At 49.1% G+C, this 26656-nt stretch carries 22 protein-coding genes; 7 read left to right on the top strand and 15 right to left on the bottom strand.

Features of this window, described 5'->3' with window-relative positions:
* Positions 1–32 precede the first annotated feature (32 nt).
* The 7 genes from ACFQZE_RS20000 to deoB all read right to left on the bottom strand — a co-directional run bounded on the left by ACFQZE_RS20000 (position 33) and on the right by deoB (position 9147).
* Positions 33–1706: an Hsp70 family protein gene (locus tag ACFQZE_RS20000; RefSeq protein ID WP_379360325.1), complete on the bottom strand. Its 1674-nt coding sequence runs from the start codon at positions 1704–1706 to the stop codon at positions 33–35.
* A 155-nt stretch (positions 1707–1861) separates the two neighbouring features.
* Positions 1862–3079 (bottom strand): NCS2 family permease, encoded by a 1218-nt coding sequence (locus ACFQZE_RS19995; protein WP_379360767.1) that lies wholly within the window; start codon positions 3077–3079, stop codon positions 1862–1864.
* 98 nt (positions 3080–3177) lie between these two features.
* Entirely contained in the window at positions 3178–4131 is a 954-nt protein-coding gene (locus tag ACFQZE_RS19990; RefSeq protein ID WP_379360323.1) for an ABC transporter permease, read from the bottom strand.
* Positions 4132–4134: 3 nt separating this feature from the next.
* The gene (locus tag ACFQZE_RS19985) at positions 4135–5208 is read right to left on the bottom strand and encodes an ABC transporter permease (protein WP_379360321.1); all 1074 of its coding nucleotides are present in this window, start codon (positions 5206–5208) and stop codon (positions 4135–4137) included.
* Position 5209: 1 nt separating this feature from the next.
* A complete protein-coding gene (locus ACFQZE_RS19980; protein ID WP_379360319.1) occupies positions 5210–6736 on the bottom strand; it encodes an ABC transporter ATP-binding protein in 1527 nt (508 codons plus the stop codon).
* Between the two features lie 136 nt (positions 6737–6872).
* Entirely contained in the window at positions 6873–7934 is a 1062-nt protein-coding gene (locus tag ACFQZE_RS19975) for a BMP family lipoprotein (protein WP_379360317.1), read from the bottom strand.
* Positions 7935–7953: 19 nt separating this feature from the next.
* On the bottom strand, positions 7954–9147 hold the full coding sequence (deoB, locus tag ACFQZE_RS19970) for a phosphopentomutase (protein ID WP_379360315.1): 1194 nt from the start codon (positions 9145–9147) through the stop codon (positions 7954–7956).
* 138 nt (positions 9148–9285) lie between these two features.
* Between deoB and ACFQZE_RS19965 the strand changes: the two genes are divergently transcribed.
* Positions 9286–10002 carry a Crp/Fnr family transcriptional regulator gene (locus ACFQZE_RS19965; RefSeq protein ID WP_379360313.1) on the top strand — a complete coding sequence of 239 codons (717 nt, stop codon included), beginning with the start codon at positions 9286–9288 and terminating at the stop codon, positions 10000–10002.
* A gap of 468 nt (positions 10003–10470) precedes the next feature.
* The gene (gene deoD / locus ACFQZE_RS19960; protein ID WP_379360311.1) at positions 10471–11178 is read left to right on the top strand and encodes a purine-nucleoside phosphorylase; all 708 of its coding nucleotides are present in this window, start codon (positions 10471–10473) and stop codon (positions 11176–11178) included.
* Between the two features lie 637 nt (positions 11179–11815).
* Here the strand turns inward: deoD and ACFQZE_RS19955 are convergent.
* A complete protein-coding gene (locus ACFQZE_RS19955; protein WP_379360309.1) occupies positions 11816–13555 on the bottom strand; it encodes a carbohydrate-binding domain-containing protein in 1740 nt (579 codons plus the stop codon).
* 207 nt (positions 13556–13762) lie between these two features.
* On the opposite strand from ACFQZE_RS19955, the gene ACFQZE_RS19950 reads away from it, so the two are divergent.
* Both ACFQZE_RS19950 and ACFQZE_RS19945 read left to right on the top strand, forming a co-directional pair.
* Positions 13763–14455 carry a response regulator transcription factor gene (locus tag ACFQZE_RS19950; RefSeq protein ID WP_379360307.1) on the top strand — a complete coding sequence of 231 codons (693 nt, stop codon included), beginning with the start codon at positions 13763–13765 and terminating at the stop codon, positions 14453–14455.
* Positions 14440–15747 carry a sensor histidine kinase gene (locus tag ACFQZE_RS19945; RefSeq protein ID WP_379360305.1) on the top strand — a complete coding sequence of 436 codons (1308 nt, stop codon included), beginning with the start codon at positions 14440–14442 and terminating at the stop codon, positions 15745–15747. Before ACFQZE_RS19950 ends, ACFQZE_RS19945 begins: the two co-directional genes overlap by 16 nt.
* 101 nt (positions 15748–15848) lie before the next feature.
* Here ACFQZE_RS19945 and ACFQZE_RS19940 read toward each other — a convergent pair whose 3' ends face one another.
* The 3 genes from ACFQZE_RS19940 to ACFQZE_RS19930 all read right to left on the bottom strand — a co-directional run bounded on the left by ACFQZE_RS19940 (position 15849) and on the right by ACFQZE_RS19930 (position 18891).
* The gene (locus ACFQZE_RS19940; RefSeq protein ID WP_379360303.1) at positions 15849–16499 is read right to left on the bottom strand and encodes a chitinase N-terminal domain-containing protein; all 651 of its coding nucleotides are present in this window, start codon (positions 16497–16499) and stop codon (positions 15849–15851) included.
* Between the two features lie 408 nt (positions 16500–16907).
* The gene (locus ACFQZE_RS19935; protein WP_379360301.1) at positions 16908–17702 is read right to left on the bottom strand and encodes a sulfite exporter TauE/SafE family protein; all 795 of its coding nucleotides are present in this window, start codon (positions 17700–17702) and stop codon (positions 16908–16910) included.
* A 439-nt stretch (positions 17703–18141) separates the two neighbouring features.
* On the bottom strand, positions 18142–18891 hold the full coding sequence (locus tag ACFQZE_RS19930) for a GTP cyclohydrolase II (protein ID WP_379360299.1): 750 nt from the start codon (positions 18889–18891) through the stop codon (positions 18142–18144).
* Between the two features lie 290 nt (positions 18892–19181).
* Between ACFQZE_RS19930 and ACFQZE_RS19925 the strand changes: the two genes are divergently transcribed.
* Together ACFQZE_RS19925 and ACFQZE_RS19920 are read left to right on the top strand one after the other, a co-directional pair.
* The gene (locus ACFQZE_RS19925) at positions 19182–19754 is read left to right on the top strand and encodes a metal-dependent hydrolase (protein ID WP_379360297.1); all 573 of its coding nucleotides are present in this window, start codon (positions 19182–19184) and stop codon (positions 19752–19754) included.
* Between the two features lie 216 nt (positions 19755–19970).
* Complete coding sequence (locus ACFQZE_RS19920) at positions 19971–20597, top strand: TetR/AcrR family transcriptional regulator (RefSeq protein WP_379360295.1); 627 nt, start codon at positions 19971–19973, stop codon at positions 20595–20597.
* 15 nt (positions 20598–20612) lie between these two features.
* Here the strand turns inward: ACFQZE_RS19920 and ACFQZE_RS19915 are convergent, their stop codons facing one another.
* The 4 genes from ACFQZE_RS19915 to ACFQZE_RS19900 all read right to left on the bottom strand — a co-directional run bounded on the left by ACFQZE_RS19915 (position 20613) and on the right by ACFQZE_RS19900 (position 24374).
* Complete coding sequence (locus ACFQZE_RS19915) at positions 20613–20924, bottom strand: MGMT family protein (protein WP_379360293.1); 312 nt, start codon at positions 20922–20924, stop codon at positions 20613–20615.
* A gap of 189 nt (positions 20925–21113) precedes the next feature.
* Positions 21114–21650 (bottom strand): C40 family peptidase, encoded by a 537-nt coding sequence (locus tag ACFQZE_RS19910; protein ID WP_379360291.1) that lies wholly within the window; start codon positions 21648–21650, stop codon positions 21114–21116.
* Between the two features lie 166 nt (positions 21651–21816).
* A complete protein-coding gene (locus ACFQZE_RS19905; protein ID WP_379360289.1) occupies positions 21817–23295 on the bottom strand; it encodes a protein adenylyltransferase SelO in 1479 nt (492 codons plus the stop codon).
* Positions 23296–23426: 131 nt separating this feature from the next.
* Positions 23427–24374, bottom strand: coding sequence for a DNA-binding transcriptional repressor DeoR (locus tag ACFQZE_RS19900; RefSeq protein WP_379360287.1), 948 nt, complete (start codon positions 24372–24374; stop codon positions 23427–23429).
* Between the two features lie 302 nt (positions 24375–24676).
* Here ACFQZE_RS19900 and ACFQZE_RS19895 point away from each other — a divergent pair, with 302 nt between their 5' ends.
* Positions 24677–26554 (top strand): bifunctional metallophosphatase/5'-nucleotidase, encoded by a 1878-nt coding sequence (locus tag ACFQZE_RS19895; protein ID WP_379360285.1) that lies wholly within the window; start codon positions 24677–24679, stop codon positions 26552–26554.
* The last annotated feature ends 102 nt before the right edge of the window (positions 26555–26656 follow it).

The raw sequence follows: 26656 nt of genomic DNA, 5'->3' as shown, positions 1-26656 counted from the left end.
GCCCCTCTTCGACTACGAAGAAGGGCTCTTTTTTATTTTTTCCACCATTTAAATATCCAAAATTTCCGTTGTTTTTTCATCAATTTTTCCCGTTCAATTTCTGCAACTATGGATTGATTCAATTCGAGAATATGGTTATAGATGGTCAACGCTTCATCAAAATACCCTCTTTTGAAAAGCCATGAAGCCTTGACTTCAAGAAGATGTGTATTGCTAGGATAAATTTTCAATCCTTTCTCAAGCACTGCCTTTGCCTGGGCTTTATCTCCAAGCTTGGAATAGGATTTTGCCAGATAGAGATAAGCTTCTTCATTATCATCATCTATTTCCATTAGCTCTTCACAAACCTGCACACATTGTTTCCAATCGCGTTTGTCAAACAGCAAAGGCAGTTTCCTCTCGTAGGCCTCTTTCGCCATTGGGTCAAGGACGATAATCTCGTCTAACAGACGCAGACTTTCTTCCTGCTCCTTTTTAGAATCTAGTACTCCAACCAAGTTTAAGTAGTATGAAACATAGCTTGAATCCACTTCCATTGCCTTGCGGTAGTATTGAGCAGCCTCACTTAATTCTCCTCTATCTCTGAAAATATGCCCTAATACATCATACAAAACATCTTCTTCCCCGAATTCATGGCTTAAACCCTCAAGTGCCAATTTCATAGCTTCATCCGGCATTGAGTTATTGTAGTAGCTGTATACGGCGTACTTATAAACTGGTGCGGAAGGATAGTTTTCTATGAGCTTGTCCAGCTCATTGTTCGCTTCAAAATATTGCTCAAGCCCAAAATGACTGACCGCCTTGCACCAAATTGCATCATATGTGTTACTGTCCCATTCCAACGCCTGCTCGCAAATATGAACCGCTTCTTCAAATCTTTCTAGAGAAAATAACGCCTCTCCTTTGGCCGAACAAATTAAGCTGAAATATTTTTTCTCTTTTGAATCGCTTTGAATCGCTGTATCAAACCATTCAAGCGTCTCTTCAAACTGCCCACTTTTAGTAAATGCTTTCATTTTAATAAGATGGACTTCCACATAGTCTTGATTTAGTCGGAGCGCTTCTTCGCACGCTTCAAGACACTCCTCGAACCGACTCAGCCCAAATAGCGCATTGGCCTTCTGCTTATAGCCGTTTGGGAACAAAGGGGCGTACGCAATGGCCTGCTCCGCTAAAGAGAGCGCCTCTTCAAATTGCCCCAGTTGAATTAAAGTGTAGGACTTATTGTTATAAAAAACGCCTTGATCCGGGTTCAAAGCAATAACCGCATCATAATATTCCAGTGATTCTTCATCCCGTCCAAGCTCGCCCGCCCTTTTAGTCGCTTTGCGCTGTACATCGTTGAAGTAGGCCGGAACGCTAATAACCGCTTCATGAATCGGTTTTCCTAAATGATGCTCTGCATCTTCTTTTAGCGATCTAATGATAAGGGCAGATAACTCCTCCGGCAAAAAGTGCTGGCTGCCAAGCTCCACTTTTCGGCCGGTTCCCATAAAACGTTTGAAAACGGACACGCTTATTTCAGGACTAAGCATTTGACGCTCCAGCGCGATTTGTCCAACGACCATCTCTCCCGTTGTATCTATCGCAACGACCGAAGGAGTCAGCGCTTGCCCCAACGCATTCGGTATAATGACAGATTCTTTCCCATTCCAATAGGAAACCAAACTATTTGTCGTTCCTAAATCAATCCCTATGATCGCCATAAACCCTCCGGTAATTTTTGACTCTTGGAACATTGTAATGGATGCTTTCCATTTCTTCTATCCGTTCTTTCATTTCTTTCATAAAAATTATTGTTGTATGCAAAAAAAGACGCCTAAGGCACAAAGCCCTAGGCGTCTCTTTTCTTTTAACCCGCCTACTGCAAAATAAAATAAACCAGAAAAAAGGCGGCGATCACATACATCGTCTTCGAAACTTCCTTGCTCCGCCCCGTTGCAATCTTCAACAGCGGATATGCGATAAAACCAAACGCAAGCCCGTTCGCGATGCTGAACGACAGCGGCATGATCGCCATCATCGCATAAGCCGGGAACGCTTCCGTAAAATCGTCGAACGGCACCTCTTTCACGCTCATGACCATGAGGCAGCCGACAATAATAAGAACGGGAGCGATCGCGCTGTTCGGAATCACTTTAAAAAGAGGGATCAAAAACAGGGCCGGTACAAACAACAATCCCGTCGTCATCGACGTCAGACCTGTGCGGCCTCCTGATGCGATGCCTGTCGCCGACTCCGCGGCCGTCGTCATCGGGCTGCACCCAAGCAGACCCGCGCTCATAACGGAGAAGGAATTAGCCTGAAATGACCTTCCGAATTTAGCTTTGTCCGGAAGCATCCCAAGCTGCGCCCCCATGTTTTGAAAGATGATGACCATCGACAGCGAAAAGACGGCAATCCAGAACGGAAACGTACCGATTGCACTGAAATCGAGCGCTAGAAACACCTCTCCGTAACCGCCAAACGAAAATCCGAAATCACGCACGGAGCTAAAGTCGACGATGCCGAGCAGCCAACCGATCCCGGTTCCGGCGAGGATAACGATTAGGAAGTTTCCTTTTACATTCCGCAAAAACAGAATCAAAGCCAGCGCCAGCGTCAACAAAGTGGTGAGCGCATGAGGATCGCCGAGCTTAGCCAACGTGACAAAAGTGCCTTCGCTTGCCACGATTACTCCGCCGTTTTTGAGCCCCAAAAAGGCGATAAACAATCCAATGCCCGCCGTCATGCCGCTCATAATCGACCTAGGTATGGCCTTCGATAAATAGTCGGCCCACTTAGTCACCGCCGTCAGCATAAACACGACACCAGCCAAAAACACCGCCGCAAGCGACTGCTGCCAGGTGAGCCCCAGCGCCATCACAAGCGTAAAGACAAAAAAGGCGTTGTCTCCCATTCCGGGAATCAGAATCAAAGGCGAATTCGCCCAAAACGCCATAAGCAGGCAGCCGATGAGGGAGCAGATAACCGTCGCCACAATGACCGCTTCGTAAGGCATGCCGGCCATCCTGAGGATGGCCCCGTTTACCGCAATAATATAGGCGACCGTCATAAAAGAAGTCAGTCCGGCCACCATCTCCGTCCGGATCGTCGAGCCCGCCTCGTGGATCTGGAAACGCTTCTGCAATCGACTAAGCAAGTAGTATCACCCTTCGCGGGAGAGCATGTCCCCCTCTATCGTTTGCCCACTTCGTAGGGCTCGCCTAACGCTTTCGGCGCCCTCGACTTTCCGACTGCTCCAATTAGAACGAGCAAAGTCAGCACATAAGGCAGCATGTAGAAAAACTCGATCGGCAGCTTCGCCGCAAAATCAAAAATTTGCAATTGGTCCTTCACCGCTTGCGCGAGACCGAAGAATAGCGCAGCCAGCATGGCGCCAATCGGATGCCATTTGCCGAAAATAACGGCAGCAAGCGCGATATAGCCTTGTCCAGAGATCGTATTGAACGAAAAGTTGCCGTTCGACGTTAGAACAATCGTTGCACCGCCCAAAGCAGCGATACATCCGCTCAAAATAACAGCAACATAACGAGTGCGGTTTACTTTTACTCCAACGGTAGCCGCCGCGCTCGGATTTTCCCCGACAGCGCGAAGCCGCAGTCCGACCGACGTTTTGAACAGGATAAAAAACAAAGCAATAACAAGGCCGATAGCTATATACGTCGTCGGGTAAGCGTTGAAGAAAGCGTCGCCGATAAACGGAATATCGCTAAGATAAGGAATGGTCACTTTATGAAAAACATTCGTCAGAAGCGGAGACTCCGCTGCGCCGTCGAACAGCATTTTGACCAAGAAAAACGTCGAGCTGGCCGCCAAAATGTTGATGACTACCCCGCTCACAACCTGATTCGCTTTAAACTTAATGGTCGCCACCGCATGAATGGCGGAAAACACCGCTGTACATACGAATGCTCCAATTATACCAATCCAAGGGGAGAAAGCGCCAACCCCGGCCGCTTCCGCGTAGTGGGCGAAAATAGCCGTAAAGAAAGCTCCCGACACCATAAACCCTTCAAGTCCGATATTGATGACGCCCGCGCGCTCCGAGATGAGGCCGCCCAAAGCGGCAAAAATAAAAGCTGTCGCAAAAACGAGCGTACCGTTTATTAGATTGCCGAAAATCTCCATAGTCTATTTCTCCTTCTTCGCTTTTTGGCCGAATGGACGGAACAGCAGCTTAACGATTCCCGGAGCAGCAACGAAAAAGATAATGATGGCGATAACCATCCGAATAATCTCTCCCGGCACATCCGCCATAAAGCTCATGCCTTGCGAGCCGTACGATAGTCCTCCGATCAGCATCGACGAAAGCAGAACGCCAAAAGCGGTATTTCCACCTAGCAAAGCAACGGCGATGCCGTCGAAGCCAAGGCCCGAGGTTACGGAATTGATCGCGATATATTTGAATACGCCGAGCACTTCAAACGTTCCGACAAGACCGCCGAACATCCCGGAAATAAACATCGTCCGCACAACGACGCCATGAACCTTCATCCCTGCATAATGGGCGGCATGCTGATTGTAGCCAACCGCTCGCAGCTCATAGCCCCATTTCGTTCTGTCCACATAGTAGTAGTAGAAAATAACGGCCATAATCGCGATGATAAAGCCCCAGTGAATCCGAGCCCCGTCCATCAGCTCAGACAGCCATCCGATTTGGATGCTCGCCGAGTCATGGATCAAAGCCGAGCGCTGAGTACCCTCCTGCGGCATAAACGTCCGGATCACATAGTGGCTCAAATATAGAGCGATGAAGTTGAACATAATGCATGTAATAACCTCGTTGACGCCCCGCTTCACTTTGATGAAGCCGACCAGCGCCCCCCATAGACCGCCAAGCACGGCGCCGAATATAACGGCCACGATGGCATGAAGAACGGGCGGCAGCTGGAGCTGCGTACCTACAATAAGAGCGCCAAGGGAACCCATGACGATCTGCCCGTCAACGCCGATGTTGAACAGCCCGCAGCGGAAAGCGATAGCAACCGCCAGACCGCACATGACAAGAGGAACGATTGTCCGAAGCGCTTCCCCGATATCGTAGCTTCCTCCAAACAGCTGAATGAGCAGTGCCTTGTAGGCCAAAATAGGATCGTAACCGCCGATCAGCATAATGACAGCGCCGATTAGCAATCCAAGAATGACGGCTACAATCGGAACAGCGATGGATTGATATTGAAACAGGTTTTTGAATTTCGTCGTCATGTTAGTGGTCTCCTCCTCGCTTGCCTGCCATCATAAGCCCCAGCTCTTGGTCGTTTGTAGTCTCAGGCGTCGTCTCGCCAACGATTTGACCCCCGAACAGCACCAAAATCCGGTCGGCTACATTCAAAATTTCCTCCAGCTCAAACGATACGAGCAGCACGGCCTTTCCTTGATCGCGCAGCGCGATCAGCTGCTTATGAACAAATTCAATCGCGCCTACATCGAGTCCCCTTGTCGGCTGAGCCGCAATCATCACAAGAGGGTCCTTGTCGATTTCACGGGCGATAATAATTTTTTGCTGGTTGCCGCCCGACATGGAGCGCACCTTCGTATCGATGCCCGGCGTACGGACGTCGAATTCGCTGACGAGTCTAGTCGCCATTTCTTCCATGGCTTCGGTATTGATGACGCCAAGCTTGTTCATGCCTGGACGGTGGTACGTTTGCAAAACTGTATTTTCACTGACCGTAAAGTCCAGTACTAGTCCATGTTTATGGCGATCCTGCGGAATATGGGAAATTCCAATTTCCGAAACGGTTCGCGGCGATTGGTTCGCTATGCTTGCGCCTTGCAGCCGGATATCGCCGGAACGAATCTTTCTCATTCCCGTAATCGCTTCAATCAGTTCCGTCTGGCCGTTGCCGTCTACCCCTGCAATGCCGACGATTTCACCCGCCCGTACCGAAAAGGACAGGCCCTCTACCGCATGTTTTCCGTTGTCGCCGTCTACGACGATTTGATCCACTTCCAAAAATACATCCCTCGGCGAAGCCGCCGTCTTGTCCGTATGCAGGTTGACGACCTTCCCGACCATCTTCTCCGCCAATTGCTGCGGATTCGTCGTGGATACGTCCACCGTTTCAATGACTTTGCCGCGGCGAATAATTGTGCACGTATCGGCAATTTCCATAATCTCTTTCAGCTTGTGGGTAATCAAAATAATCGATTTGCCTTCTGCGACGAGACGTTTCATAATATCGAGCAGCTCGCCAATTTCCTGTGGAGTCAGTACCGCAGTCGGTTCGTCAAAAATAAGGATGTCCGCTCCGCGATAGAGCGTTTTCAAAATTTCCACGCGCTGCTGCATGCCGACGCTGATCGTATCGATTGTAGCCGAAGGGTCTACGTCCAGCTTGTATTTTTCCGACAGCTCCTTTACCTTTTTGGCTGCCCCTTTTAAATCCACCTTAGCTCCGCGCTTTGGCTCCATCCCGAGAATAATATTTTCCGTTACCGTAAAAGTGTCGACCAGTTTAAAGTGCTGATGCACCATGCCGATGCCAAGATCGATAGCTTTGCTTGGGCTATCCATCTTCTCCTTGTTTCCATGGACGAAAATATCGCCTTCATCCGGCTGATACAGGCCGAATACAATACTCATCAACGTCGATTTGCCCGCTCCATTTTCCCCGAGCAAAGCATGAATCTCTCCGCGACGCAGTTTAAAACTGATGGAATCGTTGGCTACAACTCCTGGAAAACGCTTCGTGATCCCCTTCAACTCCAAAGCAATATCTGCACTAGTCACAAGGACCCCTCCCAATGTTTCCGTCCCCTGCTGCAAACGAGCAACAGGGGACGGTTTCTCTAAGGCTGCCATTTAAGGTGATCAACCGATTGAATGGCGTTCTACTCTCTCTTCAACTATTACTTCGCTTCAAGTCTTACTTCTCAGGAACAACGATTTCGCCGTTGATGATTTTTGTACGGTACTCTTCCACTTTAGCCAGCACGTCCGCCGGTACGTTTTTGTTCGATGTCGGAGCGATGTCTACGCCCTTTTCTTTCAAACCCATCAGCGTCACTTTACCCGCTGGGAAGTTGCCTTCCGCAAGGCTTCTGGAAACTTGGTAAACCGCTTCGTCTACTTTTTTGATCATCGATGTCAAAGTCACTTCGTCGCCGAATGTAAGCGATTGGTCTTTGTCTACGCCGATAACCCATACGTTCTCGCCTTTGCTCTTGCGCTCTGTCGCTTCATTGAACACGCCGTTTCCTGTCAGACCCGCTGCATGGAAAATGATGTCCGCGCCGTCGTTGTAGATCGTGGAAGCTGCTGATTTGCCCATGTCAACGCGGTTGAACAAACCTGTGTAGTTGACGATCAGCTTCGCATCCGGGTTAACCGCTTTGATGCCTTCGCGGAAACCGGTTTCAAAACGTTTAATAACCGGAATGTCCATGCCGCCTACAAAACCGATTTTGTTCGTTTTAGTCGTAAGACCTGCGATAACGCCAACCAAGTAAGCGCCTTCTTGCTCTTTAAAAGCAACCGCCGCTACGTTCGGAAGAACAAGGTCGGAGTCCACGATGCCGAATTTCGCATCCGGGTTCGCGTTAGCCAGCTCCGTTACGGCATCTGCAAGTGTAAACGCTGTCGCCCAAGTCAGGTCGTAGCCGCCTTTTACAAATTGGTTCAAGCTTGGCACAACGTCGCCGTCCGTCTTAGGCTCCAAGTACTTTACATCGAAGCCGTGAGCCGTTTTCAACAATTGCAGAGCTTCCCATGCGCTTTGGTTAAACGATTTGTCGTTTACGCTGCCCAGGTCCGTTACCATGCCGACTTTCAGCTTTTTAAGCTCTGTTCCCGCTTCTTCTTGTTTGCCGGAATTGGTGGAGCCGGTTTCTGGGGTGGCTGTGTTTCCAGTTTTTCCGCCGCCGCATGCAGTCAAAATGAGTACAAATGTGAGAAGCAAAGGCAAAGTTGTTTTTAGCCATCTTTTCATGTTCATTTCCCCCTAATGTTTAAATGGTGCTGCTGTCTTGCAGTAGATTCAAAAAGCTTTGACCAATACCCGGCTTGCTCACGCCAAAGTTGTCCGCAATCGTCGCCGCCAAATCCGCAAACGTACTTCTGGTTCCCATAGAAGCTTGATATCCGGTGAAGCGGGGACTATAGGCCAAAATCGGCACATACTCGCGAGTATGGTCCGTACCTGGATGAACGGGATCATTCCCGTGGTCTGCGGTTACGATCAGCAGCTCATTGCTGCCCGTTTGCCGCATCAGCTCAGGCACATATTGATCAAACTCTTCCAGGCAAGAAGCGTATCCTTCAGGATCGCGGCGATGCCCGTACAAAGAGTCAAAATCCACAAGGTTTGTAAAAATGAATCCGCCGTTCTTCTCTTTCATGAGGCGAATAGTGGTCTGAATGCCGTCCAAATTGCTTTTGGTAGGATAGGATTCGGTAATGCCTTGTCCTGTGAAAATGTCGTTGATTTTACCTACCGAAATGACGGAATGTCCGCTCTCCTTCAAGCTGTTCAGCACCGTCGGGCCAAAAGGCTCCAAGGCGTAATCATGCCTGTTCGGCGTGCGTTCGAAAGCTCCCGGCTCCCCGGTATACGGCCTTGCGATTACCCGGCCCACCATGTACGGATCGTGAAGCGTCAGCTCCCTGGCGATTTCGCAAGCACGGTACAGCTCCTCAAGCGGAATCTTCCCTTCATGAGCTGCAATTTGCATCACGCTGTCCGCCGACGTATAGATGATCCATGATCCGGTTCGCAGCTGCTCTTCCCCGTATTCGTCCAAAATGTCCGTGCCGGAAGCCGGCTTGTTGCCAAGCACCTTCCGTCCGGTCAGCTCCTCGAACTTTGCGATCAGCTCATCCGGGAATCCGTTCGGATACACTTGGAACGGCGATTCAACCTTCAGCCCCATCAGCTCCCAGTGGCCGGTCATCGTATCTTTGCCAACCGAAACTTCGGCCATCTTGCCGTAAAAGGCCCCAGGATTGTCCGCCGGAGCTACCGCTGCAAGCGGAGCAATATTTCCGAGTCCAAGCGCCGCCAGATTCGGCAAGGCGATGTTCGGCACCTGCTCGCAAATATGGCCGAGCGTGTGAGCGCCTTCATCTCCGAACGACGCGGCATCCGGCAGCTCGCCAATGCCGACGCTGTCGAGGACAATTACAGTTATGCGGTCAAAAGTCATGTTGGTTATCCCTCGTTTCAAAAATTGCTGCAATAGAATAGCGGTATATTTCCTCTTACTTGTGCTAAAATAATATCTTAGCTGCTGTTTCAATCTTTTTTATTGATGCAGCGACTTGGATAGAAAGGAGTTGGAGCTGTGATTACCAACCTCTCTGACGCCCCGATTTTTGCGGACATTCCGCCGGACGAGCTGTCCAGCATTGTCCCTTTGCTGAAAGAACGCGTTTTCAAAAAGAATCATATTCTCATGTTTGAAAACGACGTCAGCGACGACGTGTACATTATTCGCTCGGGCATGGTCAAAATCTATCGCATGCACGAAGGAAGGGAAGTCATTCTCAGCATTTCGAGAGCCGGCGACATCGTTGGCGAAGCCGAAGCGCTAACGCTTGACCAGCACCGGATATCGTCCATTGAAGCGCTTGAGCAAGTCGCCGTCTGGCAATTGTCGCGGCAGGACTTCCTGCATATCGTCGAGCAATACCCGTCGGTTATGCGCAGAGCGTACATCATTCTCGTAGAGAGAATTCGAATGCTCAACCGGCAAGTGCGATACTTGACCTTCTATGACGTGCGCGCCAAAGTGGCCAATTTAATCATGGATCTCTACTACAACTTTGGGACACCCGATGATAACGGTTACAAGATTGAGCTAAAAGTCAATCAGTCGATGCTGGCTAATATGCTTGGCGTGACTCGCGAATCGATTTCCAAAACGCTTGGCGATTTCCAAAGCGAAGGGTTGATCGATATTCGGGACAAGTACTTTCATCTGCTCGACAAAACCCGATTGGAAGTCATCTGCAACGGCACCGAAGAGTTTCCGGAGCTTCGCAAATGGTACACGCGATAGCAACCGCCGTGCACCCAATATATCAGATAGGATCGCTTTGGAACCGTTATCAAGCTAACGATTGTTTTGTTAACTTGTTCACAAAATCGGAGTTACCCTTGTCACAGACGGGCCGTATTCGGGCATGATATGATAAACCTCGTGCAAGCGTTTTCGTAATAAATAGAGTATTTAAGCCGTCCGTCAAGTTACTGTAAGATTCTGCGTTCTAACAGTAACAAGATGGAAGGCAACATCCAGCCTAATGCAATAAGTACTAGGCAGGTTCAAGCAATATGTAGGACTAAGTAATATGCAAGATCAAGTTCCGTTCCGTATCATCAAGTACCAGCCAGCGGCAAGGGTTCGATTGAATTTAATCACCGTTTGGAATTGAACCCCTGTTGTTTGGAATGATAGTGATTTGTATGGAATGACAGCAACATTGGAACAAACACGAAATTGACTACACACTTGGAGGGAATTGCGATGAGTATTCATATCGAAGCGGCCAAAGGGGAAATTGCGGAATCCATTCTGCTGCCAGGAGATCCGCTGCGCGCCAAATATATCGCTGAAACTTTTCTGGAGAATGCCGTTTGCTACAACAACGTACGCGGTATGCTCGGCTACACAGGTACTTACAAAGGTAAACGCGTATCCGTACAAGGCACTGGCATGGGTATGCCGTCCGCCTCTATCTATATTCATGAATTGATCAACGATTACGGAGTTCAAAACCTGGTTCGTATCGGCACTTGCGGCGCTATTCAGGACGATGTAAAAATCCGCGATGTCATTATCGCTCAAGCGGCTGCTACGAATTCGGCTATCATCCGCAAGGACTTCCCTGGTTACGACTTCCCGCCAATCGGCGACTTCGGCTTGATCAAGTCCGCTTATGAAATCGGACAAGCTAAAGGCCTTAACCTTCGCGTCGGCAATGTTCTTTCCTCCGACACGTTCTACGGAGACAACTTGGAAGAGTACAAAAACCTCGGCAAACACGGCGTATTCGCTGTCGAGATGGAAACTTCCGCCCTTTACTACCTGGCTGCCAAGTTCGGCGTAAAAGCTTTGTCGCTTCTGACTGTCAGCGACCACATCCTGACTGGCGAGCAAACCACATCCCAAGAAAGACAAACGACTTTCAACGACATGATCGTGGTAGCTTTGGAAGCTGTTACTCCTGAATAAACCTATTTAAATCGGTGCAGGGATTGTCCCTGCACCGATTTTTGCATTTACTGAGTTAGTTACTCTGATCGTTGGCTTTGTGCGACAAATCACTGGTTAGCCGCATGACCACCATTCGGTGCTTCTAGTTGTTCCATGCGCCACTAAATTGCTCAATGCACACTTTCGGGGACATTTAGTTGTTCCACAAACCACTAACCGCTCAATGAGCACCTTCCGAGACATTTAGTTGTTCCACAAACCACTAAACCACTCAATGAGCGCCTTCCGAGACATTTAGTTGTTCCACAAACCACTAAACCACTCAGTGAGCACCTTCCGAGACATTTAGTTGTTCCACAAACCACTAAACCACTCAATGAGCACCTTCGGGGACATTTAGTTGTTCCACAGACCACTAAAAAACCGCTGGTTGAGCCCCATTAGGCGCTTCTAGTTTTGCCACAAACCACTAAATGGCCTGCTGCGCGGAATCCATTTCTTACTTGAAGTTGCCAAACAACAGTATCATACAAAAAAGCGGCCTTCTCCGGACATCACCGAAAAAAACCGCTTCTCATCCTTTTCGAATAAATTCCTTCGGGTAAATTCCTTCCAATTGCGCTCCTTCGAGTAAACTCCTCCGTCCTCAAATAGCCTAGCCGCCCCTAGGCCGCTGCCCTCTTCCTCCGCTCGGCTGTGTCGTCACGCCGGACTCGTTCAGCCAAGTGATGACGTTTGAAATGCCGAATTCAACAGCTTCCGTCCCGTCCTTATACTCGCCGCCGCTATATAATCCGTTCCAAATGCTGCCGGTCGAGCTGCCTCCCGAATACAGAGTATAGGAGCCTGTGTTATTCAGGCTTGGCGAGCTGATTAGAAGCGTTTGATAGTCTTTGGCCGGAGCAAAAGTAACCAGCTCCGAGCCTTCTCCGTCCTTCAAATGAACCAACTGGCCCGCCGGCTGCGATTGCGGGTAGGTCATAAACATACCGTGCTGCGTCGATGACTCCGACGTCGCTCTAGCCATGCCGGAGCTGCCCGTCGCCACCAGCAAACCGCCCGTCATTTGGAATGTGCCGTCGTAGTCGAGGGCGCCGTTGTTGTTTGCGGTTGGTCCATGAACAACTACCGTGCCTCCAGACATGTCAATGGAGCCGTTGGAGTCCAGCCCGTCGCCACCCGATACAATGGACAAAGCTCCGCCGCTGATAACTAGTTTATTTCCTGACTCTGAAACCGGCTGTCCGCCTTCTCCGCCTGCCGCCGCAATGTTGACTCCATCGTCGCTAGAAACAACTCGCACCTCGCCGCCCGATATCGTAATAGATGGGCTTTCAATTCCTTCGTAACTCTCGGCTATATCCGTTTGCCCATCCCGGAAAGCAATCGCCACATCCGCTTTAATCGCATCCTTTGCCGAAGCCAATCGGATCGTTCCTCCGTTAATCGCTATTGACGAAGTAGCCTGAATACCGTCCGTTTTGGCCTCAATCGCAATCTCCCCGCCGTCTATAGAGATGTTGCCTTGACCGGCGTCCGTATCGTTGGTCGCTTTGATCCCGTCACCGCCCGCTTTGATGTTTAACTGCCCGCTCAGAACTGCGACCAGATCGCGACCAAGCAGTCCGTCATCAGCCGCCTCAATCTCGATTTGCCCCGCCGTTATTTTCAGCTTGTCTTTGCTCCCAATGCCGTTATTGTAATTGCCTTTCACCGTCAAGCTGCCGGAGCCGTTAATCGTCAAGTCATCTTCGCTAAAAATAACCGCGTTCGGCTCATCCGTCGAAGGATCCGGAAAAAGATACGTTTTTCCATCGGAAACGAGATTGGTTGTCCCCTCCTGCAAAGTAACTACCGTTAGCTTCGCTTGCTTTATATAAATCGGAGCACTGCTTTCATTGTGGATTTCCGCACCGTTCAGAATCAGTCTAACTGTGCCTTCTTCTTGAACATCCACGACAAGTTGACCGTTCGCAAGCTTTCCTCTGACGGAATAGACTCCTGGGGAGCTGATCGTGACAACCCCGCCGTTAACTGAAGCGCCCGTTCCTTCAACAGTGGCGCCAGTGCCGTTCAATTGAATGGAGGTCGCTTGCGCTGCGTTCCACGCCGCTTCACGGTCCTCTGCCCCGTATGTCGCTTGAACGGCTGCTTTCCCTCCGGATGTAATTGCCGCATCGGGAGCCTCATTTTCTCCCTCTTGGGTTGCCGATTCCGCTGAAGTCCCCCCGTTGCCAGCCGCGGATCCCGTTTGTTGCAATACTGAATCGTCCTCCAGTACCGCCTTTGCGGAAGATCGCGAAAATTGTTTCGCTGCCTCAAAACCGACCACTGCCACCAATGCCGCGCACAAAATGAACAAGCCCAACCATTTTAACATCCGCATACGATTCATCGTTCGTCACTCCTCTCATTTGTGGATTTCATTTCCACTTTTATGTTTGTATAGTAGCCCGGCCACCTTTAGCCAATCTTAAATTCATGCGGCCTTTTTTTCCCTAATTGCAAAATGGGGTGATATGATTAAGGTTAATTAAAGGTTTGAGCTATAAGATATTGTTGTGACCGGAATTTCCGGGATGACTGTAAAGGGGGAGCAGCGGTGAGAATATTGGTGGTAGAGGACGAAATGGGACTGGCCGAAGCGCTGACGCATCTTTTGAAAAAGCAAAACTACTCCGTAGATACCGTTTATGACGGAAGATCGGGACTCGACAACGCGCTAAGCGGCATTTACGACCTGCTGCTGCTCGATATTATGCTGCCCGAAATGGACGGATTGTCTATTCTGCGAACCATTCGCAACAAAGGCATTTCCACTCCCGTCATTCTGCTCACAGCAAAAGGGGAAATTACCGATAAAATTTCCGGACTTGACGGAGGGGCGGACGACTATGTCGCCAAGCCGTTTTCGATGGAGGAACTGCTTGCTCGGATTAGAGCCGCTTTAAGGCGGAAGGGCGAAGCGGTCATCGAAGACACTTTGAAAATCGGGGATATCGAGCTAAACACTTCTACTCTCAAGCTGGCTTGTCATGGCAAAGAGCTCAAGCTTATTTTGAAGGAAAGCGAGCTGCTGGAGCTGCTCATTACGAGAAAACAAGCCGTAACATCTAAAGAGCAAATTATCGAAAAGTTGTGGGGCTTTGATTCCGAAGCGGAGCATAACAACGTGGAAGTTTATATTTCCTTTCTGCGCAAAAAGCTCGCTTTTCTCCACTCATCCGTTCGTATTGGGACGATTCGCTCCGTAGGATACACATTGGAGGTCGGCACATCATGTTCGATAAGCTGAGGAACCGATTCCTGATCGTCAATATGGTTACTATTTCGCTCATTATGATTGCCGCTTTCGGGTTTATCTTCACCATTATGGATCAAAATGTGCGGAAAGAGATCGACATGGAGCTGCGCAGCGTATCCAAGTTTTACGGAAAGCCGGAAAGGCAGGATGATTGGCCCCTAGGGCCTCCCCATATCCGTCCCGGCAATTCGCCTTCAAAAATTCATTCCGGCGATAACCCGCCGCCTGGGCTGTCCCTTTCTTTTATCATGATCGCGGATAAACAATGGACGCTGCTTGGAACAAGCTCCTTATTCGATATGAACGATGAGTTTTATAAGCGGGCAAAAGCCGAAATCGTCAAAAATCCGGCGCCAACCGGCCGCTTCAGCCTTGATGATCGAAATTGGGCCTATACCCTTCAAGAGTACAGGGATGGGTATGCTATCGTTAGCCTTGACGTCACATCGCAAACCCAATTTATTGCTAACCTAGTCTATACCTTTATCATAGTAGGATTGGTCATGCTTATTGTCATCTACGGGACCAGCCGGTTTTTCGCCAATCGCTCCATTGCTCCCGTTAAAGAAGCTTTTGATAAGCAAAAGCAGTTTATTGCCGACGCTTCCCATGAGTTAAAAACGCCGCTGGCCGTCATCGACACGAATGCCGACGTCCTTCTGGCAAGCGGCGAAGACACGATTCAAAGCCAGTCCAAGTGGCTTCACCACATTAAATCCGAGGCCGATAGAATGAAGACGCTGACTAACGACCTGCTTTATTTGACCGAGATTAACGACGGCCGGATCAAAATGATTCATGCGCCGTTCAGTGTAAGCGAGGCAGTGGAAAGCGTGACGCTGACGATGGAGGCCGTCCTTTTTGAAAAAGAGCTTTCGCTCCAGTATGACGTAGAGCCCGGTCTATCCGTTCGAGGCAACAGCGAGCAAATGAAGCAAGTGGTCATGATTTTGCTGGACAACGCACTCAAATATACGAATGCCAACGGTTCCATCGTACTGTCGCTCAAAAAACGCCATCACGATGCATGGCTGACGATATCCAATACGGGAGAAGGCATCCCTCCCGAGCATCTTGGCCTTATTTTCGACCGATTCTATCGTGTGGAATCCTCTCGTTCGCGCAAGTTAGGCGGATATGGGCTGGGGCTGGCGATAGCCAAATCCATTGTGGAGCAGCACAAAGGGAAAATTCATGTCAAAAGCGTTCCGGGCGACAAAACGACTTTTTCCGTTCAGCTCCCGCTCTATGGGGAACAGCGTTCCGACGCGGGAAAAAGCTAACACCGCGAACCGCTGCGGCGACGCGCATAAAAGCCCTCCGTTCGGCCAAATAGGCCAAACAGAGGGCTTTCAAGTTTAAATCAGCTCATACTTGCTGAAAGTTAAGGAACAACCACAGTAATCGGATCGCTCAGCACCGTTCCAAACGGGTTAATCAGCTCGATTTGATACGTATACGTACCGGTTGTCCGCTTAAAGTAGAAGCTGGACGTTTGTCCGATCGTATTGCCAATTTCCTCGTAAATGTTCGATGCTACTTCAACCCCATTTTCAAAAATGCGGCCCGATGTGGCAAAGTTGCCGTGCCAAATGTCCCATCTTACCGAAAACTCGCCTTTTGTGTACAAATTGTTGTCGTTTACGGAGATAGACGGCTTAGCCGGAGCTCCCGTTGCGGAAGTGGCGACTTGGTTAATCGTGTTGGACCATGTCGTTCCGCATGCGTTTTTGGCGACAATGCCGAAGGAGTAACCGATATAGCCGTTGCGCAGGTTCGTCACGGTAAAGCTGTTGCTTTGAAGATCAGTTGCGGCATAAGGAGCGCGCGGAGAATAAAACACATCGTAGGAAACTGCTCCGGCCGAAGGTGTCCAAGTAAGCCCCATTTGATGATTGCCCGGCTGAACGGTCAACGTGAACGCTCCCGGCTTCTCGCAAGTTTGCTCTACCGCTGTAGCGCTGGCTGCTTGAAATATAGATAAGGACATAACAAGGGTTAATGCCACTGCAAATAGCTTCTTTTTTACGTTCATCTTCTCTCACTCCTAATTTTTCTTTTTTTGAACTAGGAGTACTCCTCTTTGTTAACAGTATGGATAGGACGTCCACCGTTATCATAGCAATTATTTCTATTTATGTCAAAACATGATAGACCAAATGTTCGTTATAAATAACAACTTTTTTATATTGGGTTTTCGGTTTTAAAAGCGGATATTTTTTTGAGATCAAGTGGGTTAGCGCTTAAAATGGCTGTTATTTCACATAATTTATTAGAAAATGACGGAGAGAAATGAAAAAGACGGAGGTTTTATATAGCAGTAACTCTATTATACCGTATAAAATTGAGGAGAAAAAGAGGGTGTAAATTCTTTATGAAGAACAATCGAACCGAAAGAACCGCCGTGCAGCAAAAGCGGCCCCTCCATTTATGTTTCTATCAGTTAACTCAATATGGACGACCAAACCTTCACCGCCGTCAAAGCAATGAGCACAATGAGCCCGTATTGCAGCCACTTCACATTTATCATGGAACTTACTTTGGAGCCTAGCGGCGCGCCGAGTAAACTTCCCACGATCGTAAAAACTGTCGGCCACAAAGGGATGTCTCCTCCCGAAAGCTTGCCGATGACACCGCCAATCGCCGAAATAAACACGATGGCAAGCGATGAAGCGATTGTCGTCCGGGTCGGTATTTTCAACACCTTCAACATAATGGGGATCAAAATAAAGGCTCCGCCCGCTCCTACGATTCCCGACAAAATGCCTACCAAAAAGGCCGATCCAGCGGCAATTCCCTTATGAAAGGCGATCGGGCCCCCCTCGTTATCCGCCTTCCCTCTGTTCGGGATCAGCATCAAAACGACGGCGACAACGGCCAATATGCCATAAAGAAGATTAATGCTTTCTCCATCCAAATAGCCTGAAACGGTGCCTCCGATCAAGCTTCCTGCCAAAATGCTTGTCCCCATGTACAAAACAAGCCCTTTATGAATGAGAGAGCTTCCTTTTTTATTTTTGAAACGGAACGCAGCCACTCCCGCCAACGAAGCAAAAAACACTTGAATCATACTGATGGACGACACCTCATGGGCCGAAAAGCCCTCCGCGCCAAATGCTGGCGGCACATACAGCAGCAGAGGGAAATTAATAATTGCCCCGCCTATCCCAAGCAATCCTGAAAAAAAGGAACCGATGAATCCCAGCAAAATCATGATGAAAGAAAGAAGTAGATCCATGGCGTCTCCTGTCTGTTTCGTGTAGTAAAAAATAGCCATATACGCGCATCGGCAAATGCGATATAATAAATCCAAGTAAACTCATATGAAATGGGTGGATATCATGTTTACTGTTTTAAAAAGCATATTTCAACCTAAATGTCCCGTTTGCAGCGGGAAACTTCAAACGACCAAAGAAGCCGATTGTTATGCAAAAGTTTGCCCACACGGCCATTATAAAGAGGAAAGCTACTCCTCCCTCGGGATTACAGTCGTTTACGATGGTGCCCAATCATAAGTGAACGCGTTCCAGCGCAGTTCGCTTTTTTTATTCGATTTCATAATACATATACCCCTATATGTATTATTCTAGTCTTCATTCTGCCTTCTGTCAACTTGGATAGTCTTAGCAAGGAGAAGCCTCCAAACAGCGCGGTTGCGCTTATTTGAAGGCTTCGCATTAATCGTTTGGACAGGAGCTTTCTCCTGCCAGATGACCGGAACGGTTTATTTTCGTTTGCAAATATTTTTCATTAAACTCGGAAATATTGCCCCACAGAGGTGTTCTCCCGGCTACGTCCATACCGGCGGTTTGAAGCGCGTCAAGTTTTTTGGGATTGTTCGTAATGAGCTTTACCGGCTTTGTGCGCAAGCTTTTTAGCACTTCTATAGCGTCGCCGTAATCACGGGAATCGTCCACAAAACCAAGGTTCAAATTCGCTTCCACCGTATCGTACCCGTTCTCTTGCAAGACGTAAGCCATCGCTTTGCTGAACAGCCCTATTCCTCTGCCCTCATGGTTGGCCAAATAAAATAAAGCCCCGGTGCCATGCTCCACGATCATTTTGAGCGATTGCTGAAGCTGGAAACCGCAGTCGCAGCGCTGGCTGCCGAAAATATCTCCCGTATGGCAAATGGAGTGCATTCGAATAAGCGCTTCCTCGTCATTCTCGAAATCCCCATAAGCCAGTACGCTGGATTGCTGCATCTCAGCCAAATTGGCGGCCGACAGCTTGGCAATAATTTTTTCGTAATTTTCCGTTACCTCTTTGCAGCGAAGCCAGCAATACCATTGAAACGTCACCACTTGACCATCTAAATCAACCGGCAATTGAATAGGCCCGACTACGTATAGAGCCTCTTCGCCGCTTTTGATCAGTCTAATTTTCTTTTCCAAAATTGAAATCATATTTTCCTGGAAAACCGGCATTATTTTACCCCTTATCCATTAAAAATTGTTCTTCTCAATATTCCTCCGCATCAAAGACAATATGCGATACCTTTAATTATACTCCCATCAGCCCCGACACGATATAAAAAAACGTCCGCTCGGCAACAGCTTCTAGTTAAATATGATCCAAAAGAAAGCCGAGCACCTTGAAAAATAGACTATTTTTACCTTTTTATCCAAATATGCTTGACGAAAATTTTCGTTTCGCATATGATATGACCAACGGTTAGTAACCAATGGTTATAAAATAAAAAGGATGAGGTGAGGCTATGTTTGCAGGACATTTCGGATTGGCTGCAGCGGTAAAAGCGAAAGCGCCGGAGGTGCCGCTTTGGGCTCTTATGATTGGAACTCAGTTGCTGGACGTCGCTTTTGTTCCTTTGCTGCTGACTGGCGTGGAAACCATTGAAGAAACGGATGGCGGAGGGTACGGGGGCATGATCATCCACGCCGACTATACCCATTCGCTGCTTGGCGCTATCATGATCGCGCTGCTCGCGGGGTGGCTCGGGCGGAAGTTTTGGGGCACCAGGGCCGGTATCGCTTTAGGAGGAATCGTATTCAGCCACTGGCTGCTCGATCTTCTTATGCATCGTGAGGATATGCCTCTTCTGCCAGGCAACTTGGGCGATTTGCCTCTGCTGGGGCTCGGAGCGTGGGAATTCAAAGGCATCTCTGTTCTGTTGGAGGTTGCGCTGCTCGCCGTCGGATTCACCATGTATATGTACTCCACGCTGAAGCGAACGGAAAGAAGCAAGCGGGGCGCCGCCTACTTGGCATCGGGAGCTATGGGAGTACTGCTTGTTTTTTCGCTTGCGACGGACGTATTTGGACTTTTCTAAAATCGAGAGGAGGCGTTAAGGATGAGCTTTATTTTGTTCATGCTGCTGTTCACGCTTGTATGCGGGTGGCTTGATGCACGGTGCGGCAAGTCATCCTGATGGGATTAACGGGATGAAACAAACTCTTCAGCCGCAAGGTGTGCAATTGAGCGAATGCTTGACGCACGGAACGACGGTCGCTACAATGGCCTTAACATTCAGGGGGTGAAGCGACCGATGTCCACTAAACAGAAGCAGCGTTCGGATGAAACGAAAAAAAGGATTATCGAGGCTTCGGAAAAGCTGTTTTCCAGCAAGGGGTACGACACTGTCACCATGCGCGAGATCGCCCAATTGGCGGGCTGTTCCCATACGACAATCTACATCTATTTTAAGGACAAAGAAGCTTTGTTGACACAGCTGTCCATGCCGCCTCTCCAATCTCTTCTGCATAAGCTTGAGGAACATCTGGAAGGAGAGGGGACCTCCGAGCAAAAGCTGGCATCTGTCAGCCTAGCGTTTCTTTCCTTCTGTCTGACCAATCGGAAAATGTATCATCTCTATTTTGCAACCAAATCCGTTCGAGTGGATGAAGAAATGCCGGAAATGGAGCTAAACCGGCTTAGAAATAAAATGTTCGGCAAGCTGGCCGGCGCCTTGCAGGCTTGTCTGGAACTTGCGCCGGACGATGAAAGAGTATTGATGTATACGCGCATCTACTTGTTTACTCTTAACGGAATTATATCCACCTATTCCGAATCCGACGAAACCGAAGGAGAGCTTATGGAACGACTGCATCCCACTTTCCAGACGTCCTTCGAGGTGCTGCTGTCCGGGTTTCGCCATCAAATATCGATATCTTGAACCTATTGGGCCAGCTTATTCATCCGGCCAGTAGCGGTATCGCTCCAGATCGATCCGGCCGTTCTCGTCAATCGTAACTCCTTCGCTTTCCAAACAGAGAACTTGTTCAAAACGGCCGGCCTCTTCCTGAATCGCAACTTCCCCTTTAGCGTTGACCACCCTGTGCCAAGGCAAGTGATGCCGGCCGCTCATCGCATGCAATATACGCACCACTTGACGGGCGCCTCTAGCGCTTCCCGCCAGCCCGGCAATTTGCCCGTAAGTCATGACGTGACCCTCCGGTATTCGTTTGATTATGTCAATTACGTTTTTCGTAAACGGCTGCATGGCCGGGCTCCATCCCTTCGTTGCTTTTGTCTTTATTCTATAGCATTAGAAACTCGGCGCCTATCTTAAACGGAGATGCCGCTCTCTGTTTCTAGGCAGCAAAATAGGCTGAGGCTTCGTGAAAGAAGCCAACAGCCTATTTTTTGCAATGATTTTAAGCTTCGTTATTGCTCCTCAGCATACTGCTCTCTACAGCACTCTTCTTGCAGTCGAATAACGTTTTGTGTACTCGCTCAGCTTGCTTACGATGACACCGTTCACTTTGCTGCCAATCGTGTTGTGAACAAACTGGCCGTTCCCCATATAAATGCCTACATGGCTAATTTTCGAAGATTTGCCGTTGTTGAAGAAAATAAGGTCGCCTTTGCGAAGATTGCTCTTCGACACATACTTGCCTTGGTTTTTCTGGGAAGCGGTTCCCCATTTCAAATTGACTCCGGATTTGCCAAACACATACTTCGTAAAGGAAGAACAGTCGAAAATGAGGCGGCTCGGGTTGTTGACGCCGAACTTATAAGTCACTTTGCCACGCAAAGCAAGCGCGTTATTGATGACAGCGTCCGCTTTGCTCAACGACTTTGCTGGAGCGGCAGCCGCAGCGCTATCCGTAGCCGTTGCCGCTTCTGCTTTCCCGATATAATGAGTGCCAGCCAGTGCTTGGCCGGATAGAAGAGTCAAGATGCAAGCCAATGCGATGGCTGTTTTGGTGATAGTGTTGAATTTCATGATATACCTCCTGGTGTTTGTCTTGTTGCATACGGAGTATATCATGATGATCTATCCCATTCGTGGATTCTTAACGCTTTCTAACTAAGGCAAGTTTTTAATATAGAGGAAAAACCTGCTTATCAAGCATTTAGGGCCATCGCCTTAAGGCAGACTAAATTTGATCTTATGTACCGCAAAAAGTACGGTAGGGAGCGTCCTGCTCCGCAGACGGAGCGGCATATTCCTCTTGTTCCGGGGAATAGGCGAACGGTTGGGAAAGCACCGCCAGCAGTCGTTGCAGGGGAAGGTAGTCGCCACGATTGGACGCCGCCTCCAAAGCTTCTTCTACCCTGTGATTGCGCGGGATGACGGCTGGATTGCTGCTCCGCATCAAATCAAGAACCTCTTCGCTGGAGTACCTCTGTCTTCCGATTCTCTCTTGCCATCGTCTATGCCAAGCGGCATATTCTTCTGAATTCCTTAAGGACGCTTCAGCCTCTTGAACGGTCAACCCTTTAAAGGTATTGGTATAGTCGGCGCCGCTTTCCTTCATGATGCGGAGAAGGTCTTCAATCAGTTGCTCATCCTCATCTTCTCCTTCATCATGAAACAGTCCAAGCTTCGCTCTCATGCCATCGACCCAATGTTCATGAAAATAAGCCGGAAACTTCGCCAGCTCATCCTCCGCCAGCTTTACAGCCTCCTCATCCTCTTCATGCAGCAAAGGAAGCAGCGATTCGGCGAGCCTTGCCAAATTCCAAGCGGCGATATACGGCTGTCTGCCATAGGCGTAACGCCCCGTCGAATCAATGGAGCTGAACACGGTTGCAGGATCGTAAACGTCCATAAACGCGCATGGCCCGTAATCGATCGTTTCGCCGCTGATCGCCATATTGTCCGTATTCATCACGCCATGCACAAAACCGACGAGCTGCCATTTTGCAATGAGCGCAGCTTGACGTTTGATCACTTCTTGAAGAAGCGTCAGAGCTTCATGCTCTCCGCCGGCCTTCTCTGGATAGTGTCTTTGCAAAGCATATTGGACCAAAGCTTGAAGATCCGGCACAAAACCTTTTGAGGCGGCATATTGAAACGTGCCAACACGCAGATGACTGGAAGCTACGCGGGTTAGAACAGCTCCCGGCAATACCGTCTCGCGGTAAACGGGCTCTCCGGTCGCCGCGACTGCAAGGCTCCGGGTCGTCGCAATGCCAAGCCCGTGCATCGCTTCGCTAATGATATATTCTCTCAGCATCGGCCCAAGCGCCGCCCGACCGTCGCCGCGACGGGAATACGGCGTAGCCCCTGATCCTTTGAGCGCGATATCGTATCTCTCGCCCTGAGGAGTGATCTGCTCTCCGAGCAGCAGCGCCCGGCCGTCGCCAAGCATCGTAAAATGTCCGAACTGATGTCCCGCATACGCTTGCGCCAGAGGTGCGGCCCCTTCGGGAATACGGTTTCCCGCAAAAACATCCGCTCCTTCGCGAGTGTTCAGCGCTTCCCCATGAAGTCCCAGAAACTCCGCCAAAGGGCTGTTAAACAAAATAAGTTCGGGAGCGCTGACTACAGCGGGGGAAACCGCGGAAAAAAAAGATTCGGGCAATCGGGCATAGTTGTTGTCGAAATGCCAGCCCGGCTCCTTAAAACCACTCTGACTTGTCATAAGAACTCATCCTCCTCAGCCATTCTTCGTCTCTATTATTCTAACCACTAGAAGAAAATATGATCAAGAAAACGCAAAGCGGCCGCCCGAGTTTGTGCACCGTCTCCCGAGCTGCCGCTTCTATTGTCGCGTCAATCCTTATCTTTGGCCAGCAACGCTTTGGCCGTAAGCTGATCCGTCACCAGCACGTTGGCATATTTGCCGCGCAGAGCTCCGTAGATGGCTTTTACTTTTTGCGCGCCGCCTGCGACCAGAATGGATTGCTCCTTCTGCTGCAAATCGGCCAGTTCAATGCCAATGGTGCGATCATCCAGCGCAGTATGGCAGATGTTGCCCTGCTCATCGAAAAAGCGGGAGCAAATATCGCCAACCGCCCGCTCCTTAATCCAACCCAGCTCCTCGTCTGAAAAATAATTGGACTGAATAAGCACCGAATCAGCATTCGGCAGTCCGACGGTAAAAATAGCGATGTTCGCGAGTCGGCCCAGATCAAGCACCCTGCGAATATGCCTATCCGACATAAGCGCCTGCTTCACCAAACTATGGTCGACAATTGCGGGCAGATATAAGAAATAAGGGGTCACATGAAACGCTTTGCCGAACAAAAAAATAATTTCCGACGGAGAGATCGTAATTTCGGCATGGCTGACGCCGCCGTTCAGCTGCACCATTCTGGAATCCTTGAGCGGTTTGTGCCCAAGATTGGATGCGACATGGAACATGGTGGTTCCCCACGAGGCTCCAATAATGTCCTTGTCCTTCACGGTATTCATCAAATAATGAGCGGCGGCTTCGCCGATAAATTTTTTGACGACCTCGTCGTCATAAGTAGGCACATAAGCGACAACCGCTTTTTTGAGATGGAATCGGTCGCGAAGCTCGGCCGCCAGCGACTCGCAATCTTCGGAAGGATCGGCAATGCTGATTTGAACAATGCCTTGCGCCTTCGCCTGCTGAATGAGCCGCGATACGGTGGGGCGGGACAGGCCGAGCAATTCGGCTATCTGATTTTGGTTATAGTCCAGTTGGTAATAAAGCTTGGCTACTTCAATGACTTTCCTGAGCTTGTCATCCTCCAAAACAATTCACACCACCTGCTGCTTTAGATGAGTTCCTTCGCCTTCTAATCTTGTAACCGGATTGCAATTTCTACTATAGTACTCCATCTTTCTTGGAAAAGCTAGGAAGTTTGAGTCAGAAAAGACTGTCTTTTCGCAATATTCTTTACATATGTCAAAATAAATAATGAAATTTTGTTCACCAATACCTCTCTATTATCTTTATTTTGTTCATTTTAACCATAAAAATTACGGAAATAGGCCATTGCGCCTTCTATTAACAAGTGTTATTATTTACATAATTTCATATAGGGGTGATACAATTGTTCAAAGGTAAAGTTTTGGCAACCTTATCTGTAAGCGCAATCATTTCTGCAGCATTGGCAGCGTCGGTTTATGCATATACTCCGACATCCGTATCTCATATCGATTGGATGCAGAAGAAATCGATTGTGGTCGGGAATCAGCATGGCTCTGTTTCTTTGGAGAAACATGTGACCACCGCTGAATACTTGACGATTGTCGCCCGTCTAAAAGGAGAAACGAAACTGCCTCCATCCAAAGCAATTGCCGGCTGGGCGTCGGGAGTGCTCGCGTGGGGGGAGAAAAACGGATATATTACAAAGCAAGAAACAAAAGCGCCAAATGCCGTTCTCTCGGCAAAAAGAATTGTAGAAATCGGTAAAAAAGCCGGCTACGAGCTTAAACTAGATACAGCGGCTTCTTCCGTAACAAGAAAAGACGTCATTCAAGCGCTCGGCCAAGCCGCTACTTTACATATTACAATTGGCCACACAAACGACGTTCACGGCCATATCGAAGAAAACAAAAACTTGAAAGAACTCGGCTATGCTAAAATCGCAACCCTGATCAAGCAAATGCGCGCGGAAAACCCGAACTTCTTGCTGATGGACGCTGGCGACACGTTCCAAGGCACCGTATTTGCCAACTTGTTCAAAGGCGAGTCGATTGTTCCAATCTTGAACGCGCTGGATTATGACGCACAAGCTGCGGGCAACCACGAATTCGACTTCGGCTATGAGCAATTGTTGAAGCTTGAAGGTATGGTGGAGCATCCGATCATCAGCGCCAATATATTCAAAATTGACGGCACCGAGCTGCTGCAGCCGGTTCATTTCGCTCAGGTCGGCGGCAAAAAGATTGCGATTGTCGGATTCACAACAGTGGAGACGCCAATTGTGACTCATCCGGACAACGTAAAAGGCCTCGTCTTCAAAGATCCGATTGAAATTGCAAAAAAACTCGTTCCTGAGCTGAAAAAGCAAGCGGATCAAGTGATCGTTGTCGGCCATAACGGCATCGAGGCGGATAGAGCGATGGCGCGTGCCGTTCCAGGCATCGACCTCATCATCGGCGGCCATTCCCATACACCGCTTGAGAAGCCTGAAAACGTAAACGGAACTTATATCGTTCAAGACTGGGAATACGGCAAATCTTTGGGACGCGCCGACTTGTACTACTGGAACAAGGATTTGGTTGCGTTTGACGGCGGCCTCATTCCTTACGACGAGAACATCAAGCCTGATCCTGAGGTAGAAAAGCTTGTAAAAGACGTCATTTCCAAAATCGACGGCCAGCTCAACGTGAAAATTGCTACAGCCGCAGTGGATCTGGTAGGCGACCGCAATTTCGTTCGGACGCAAGAAACGAATTTGGGCAACCTGATCTCGGACGCCTTGCTTGCAAAATCCAAAACGCTTAAAGGCTACGAAGCCGACATCGCGGTAACAAACGGCGGCGGCATTCGCTCTTTGGTGAAAGCTGGAGATGTAACGAAGAAAAGCCTGTACGACGTGCTTCCGTTCCCTAACACTTTGGTCATTACCGAATTGACGGGCGCTGAGCTGAAGGAAGTATTGGAGAACGGCGTGAGCCGAGTGGAAAACGCGGAAGGCCGCTTCCTGCAAGTAAGCGGAGTGACCTTTAAGTTCTCGCGCAGCCTTCCTGCCGGACAACGGGTGTCGGACATTAAAGTAGGCGGCGCTCCTGTCGACCTTAGCAGAACATACAAGCTGGCAACCAACGACTTTATCGTAGCGGGCGGCGACGGCTTCTCCGTCCTAATGGACAACAAATCGTTTAATACCGGCCTTACGATGTACGAGGTTGTGGAGGAAGCCATCATCAAGCAAGGCACTCTGAAGCCTGCTGTTGAAGGAAGAATTGTAGAAATCAAATAATGAAGCAAGGATCGGGAAGGGATGGTTCATCCTAACCCGATCTTTTTTTTGGCACGAAGTTGTCTTATCATAATAGCAACTAGATCAATTTTAAACGGGAAT

This window comes from Paenibacillus sp. GCM10027627 (genome assembly GCF_042675505.1).
GTDB lineage: Bacteria > Bacillota > Bacilli > Paenibacillales > Paenibacillaceae > Pristimantibacillus.
This window is presented reverse-complemented; position numbering and strand designations above follow the sequence as displayed.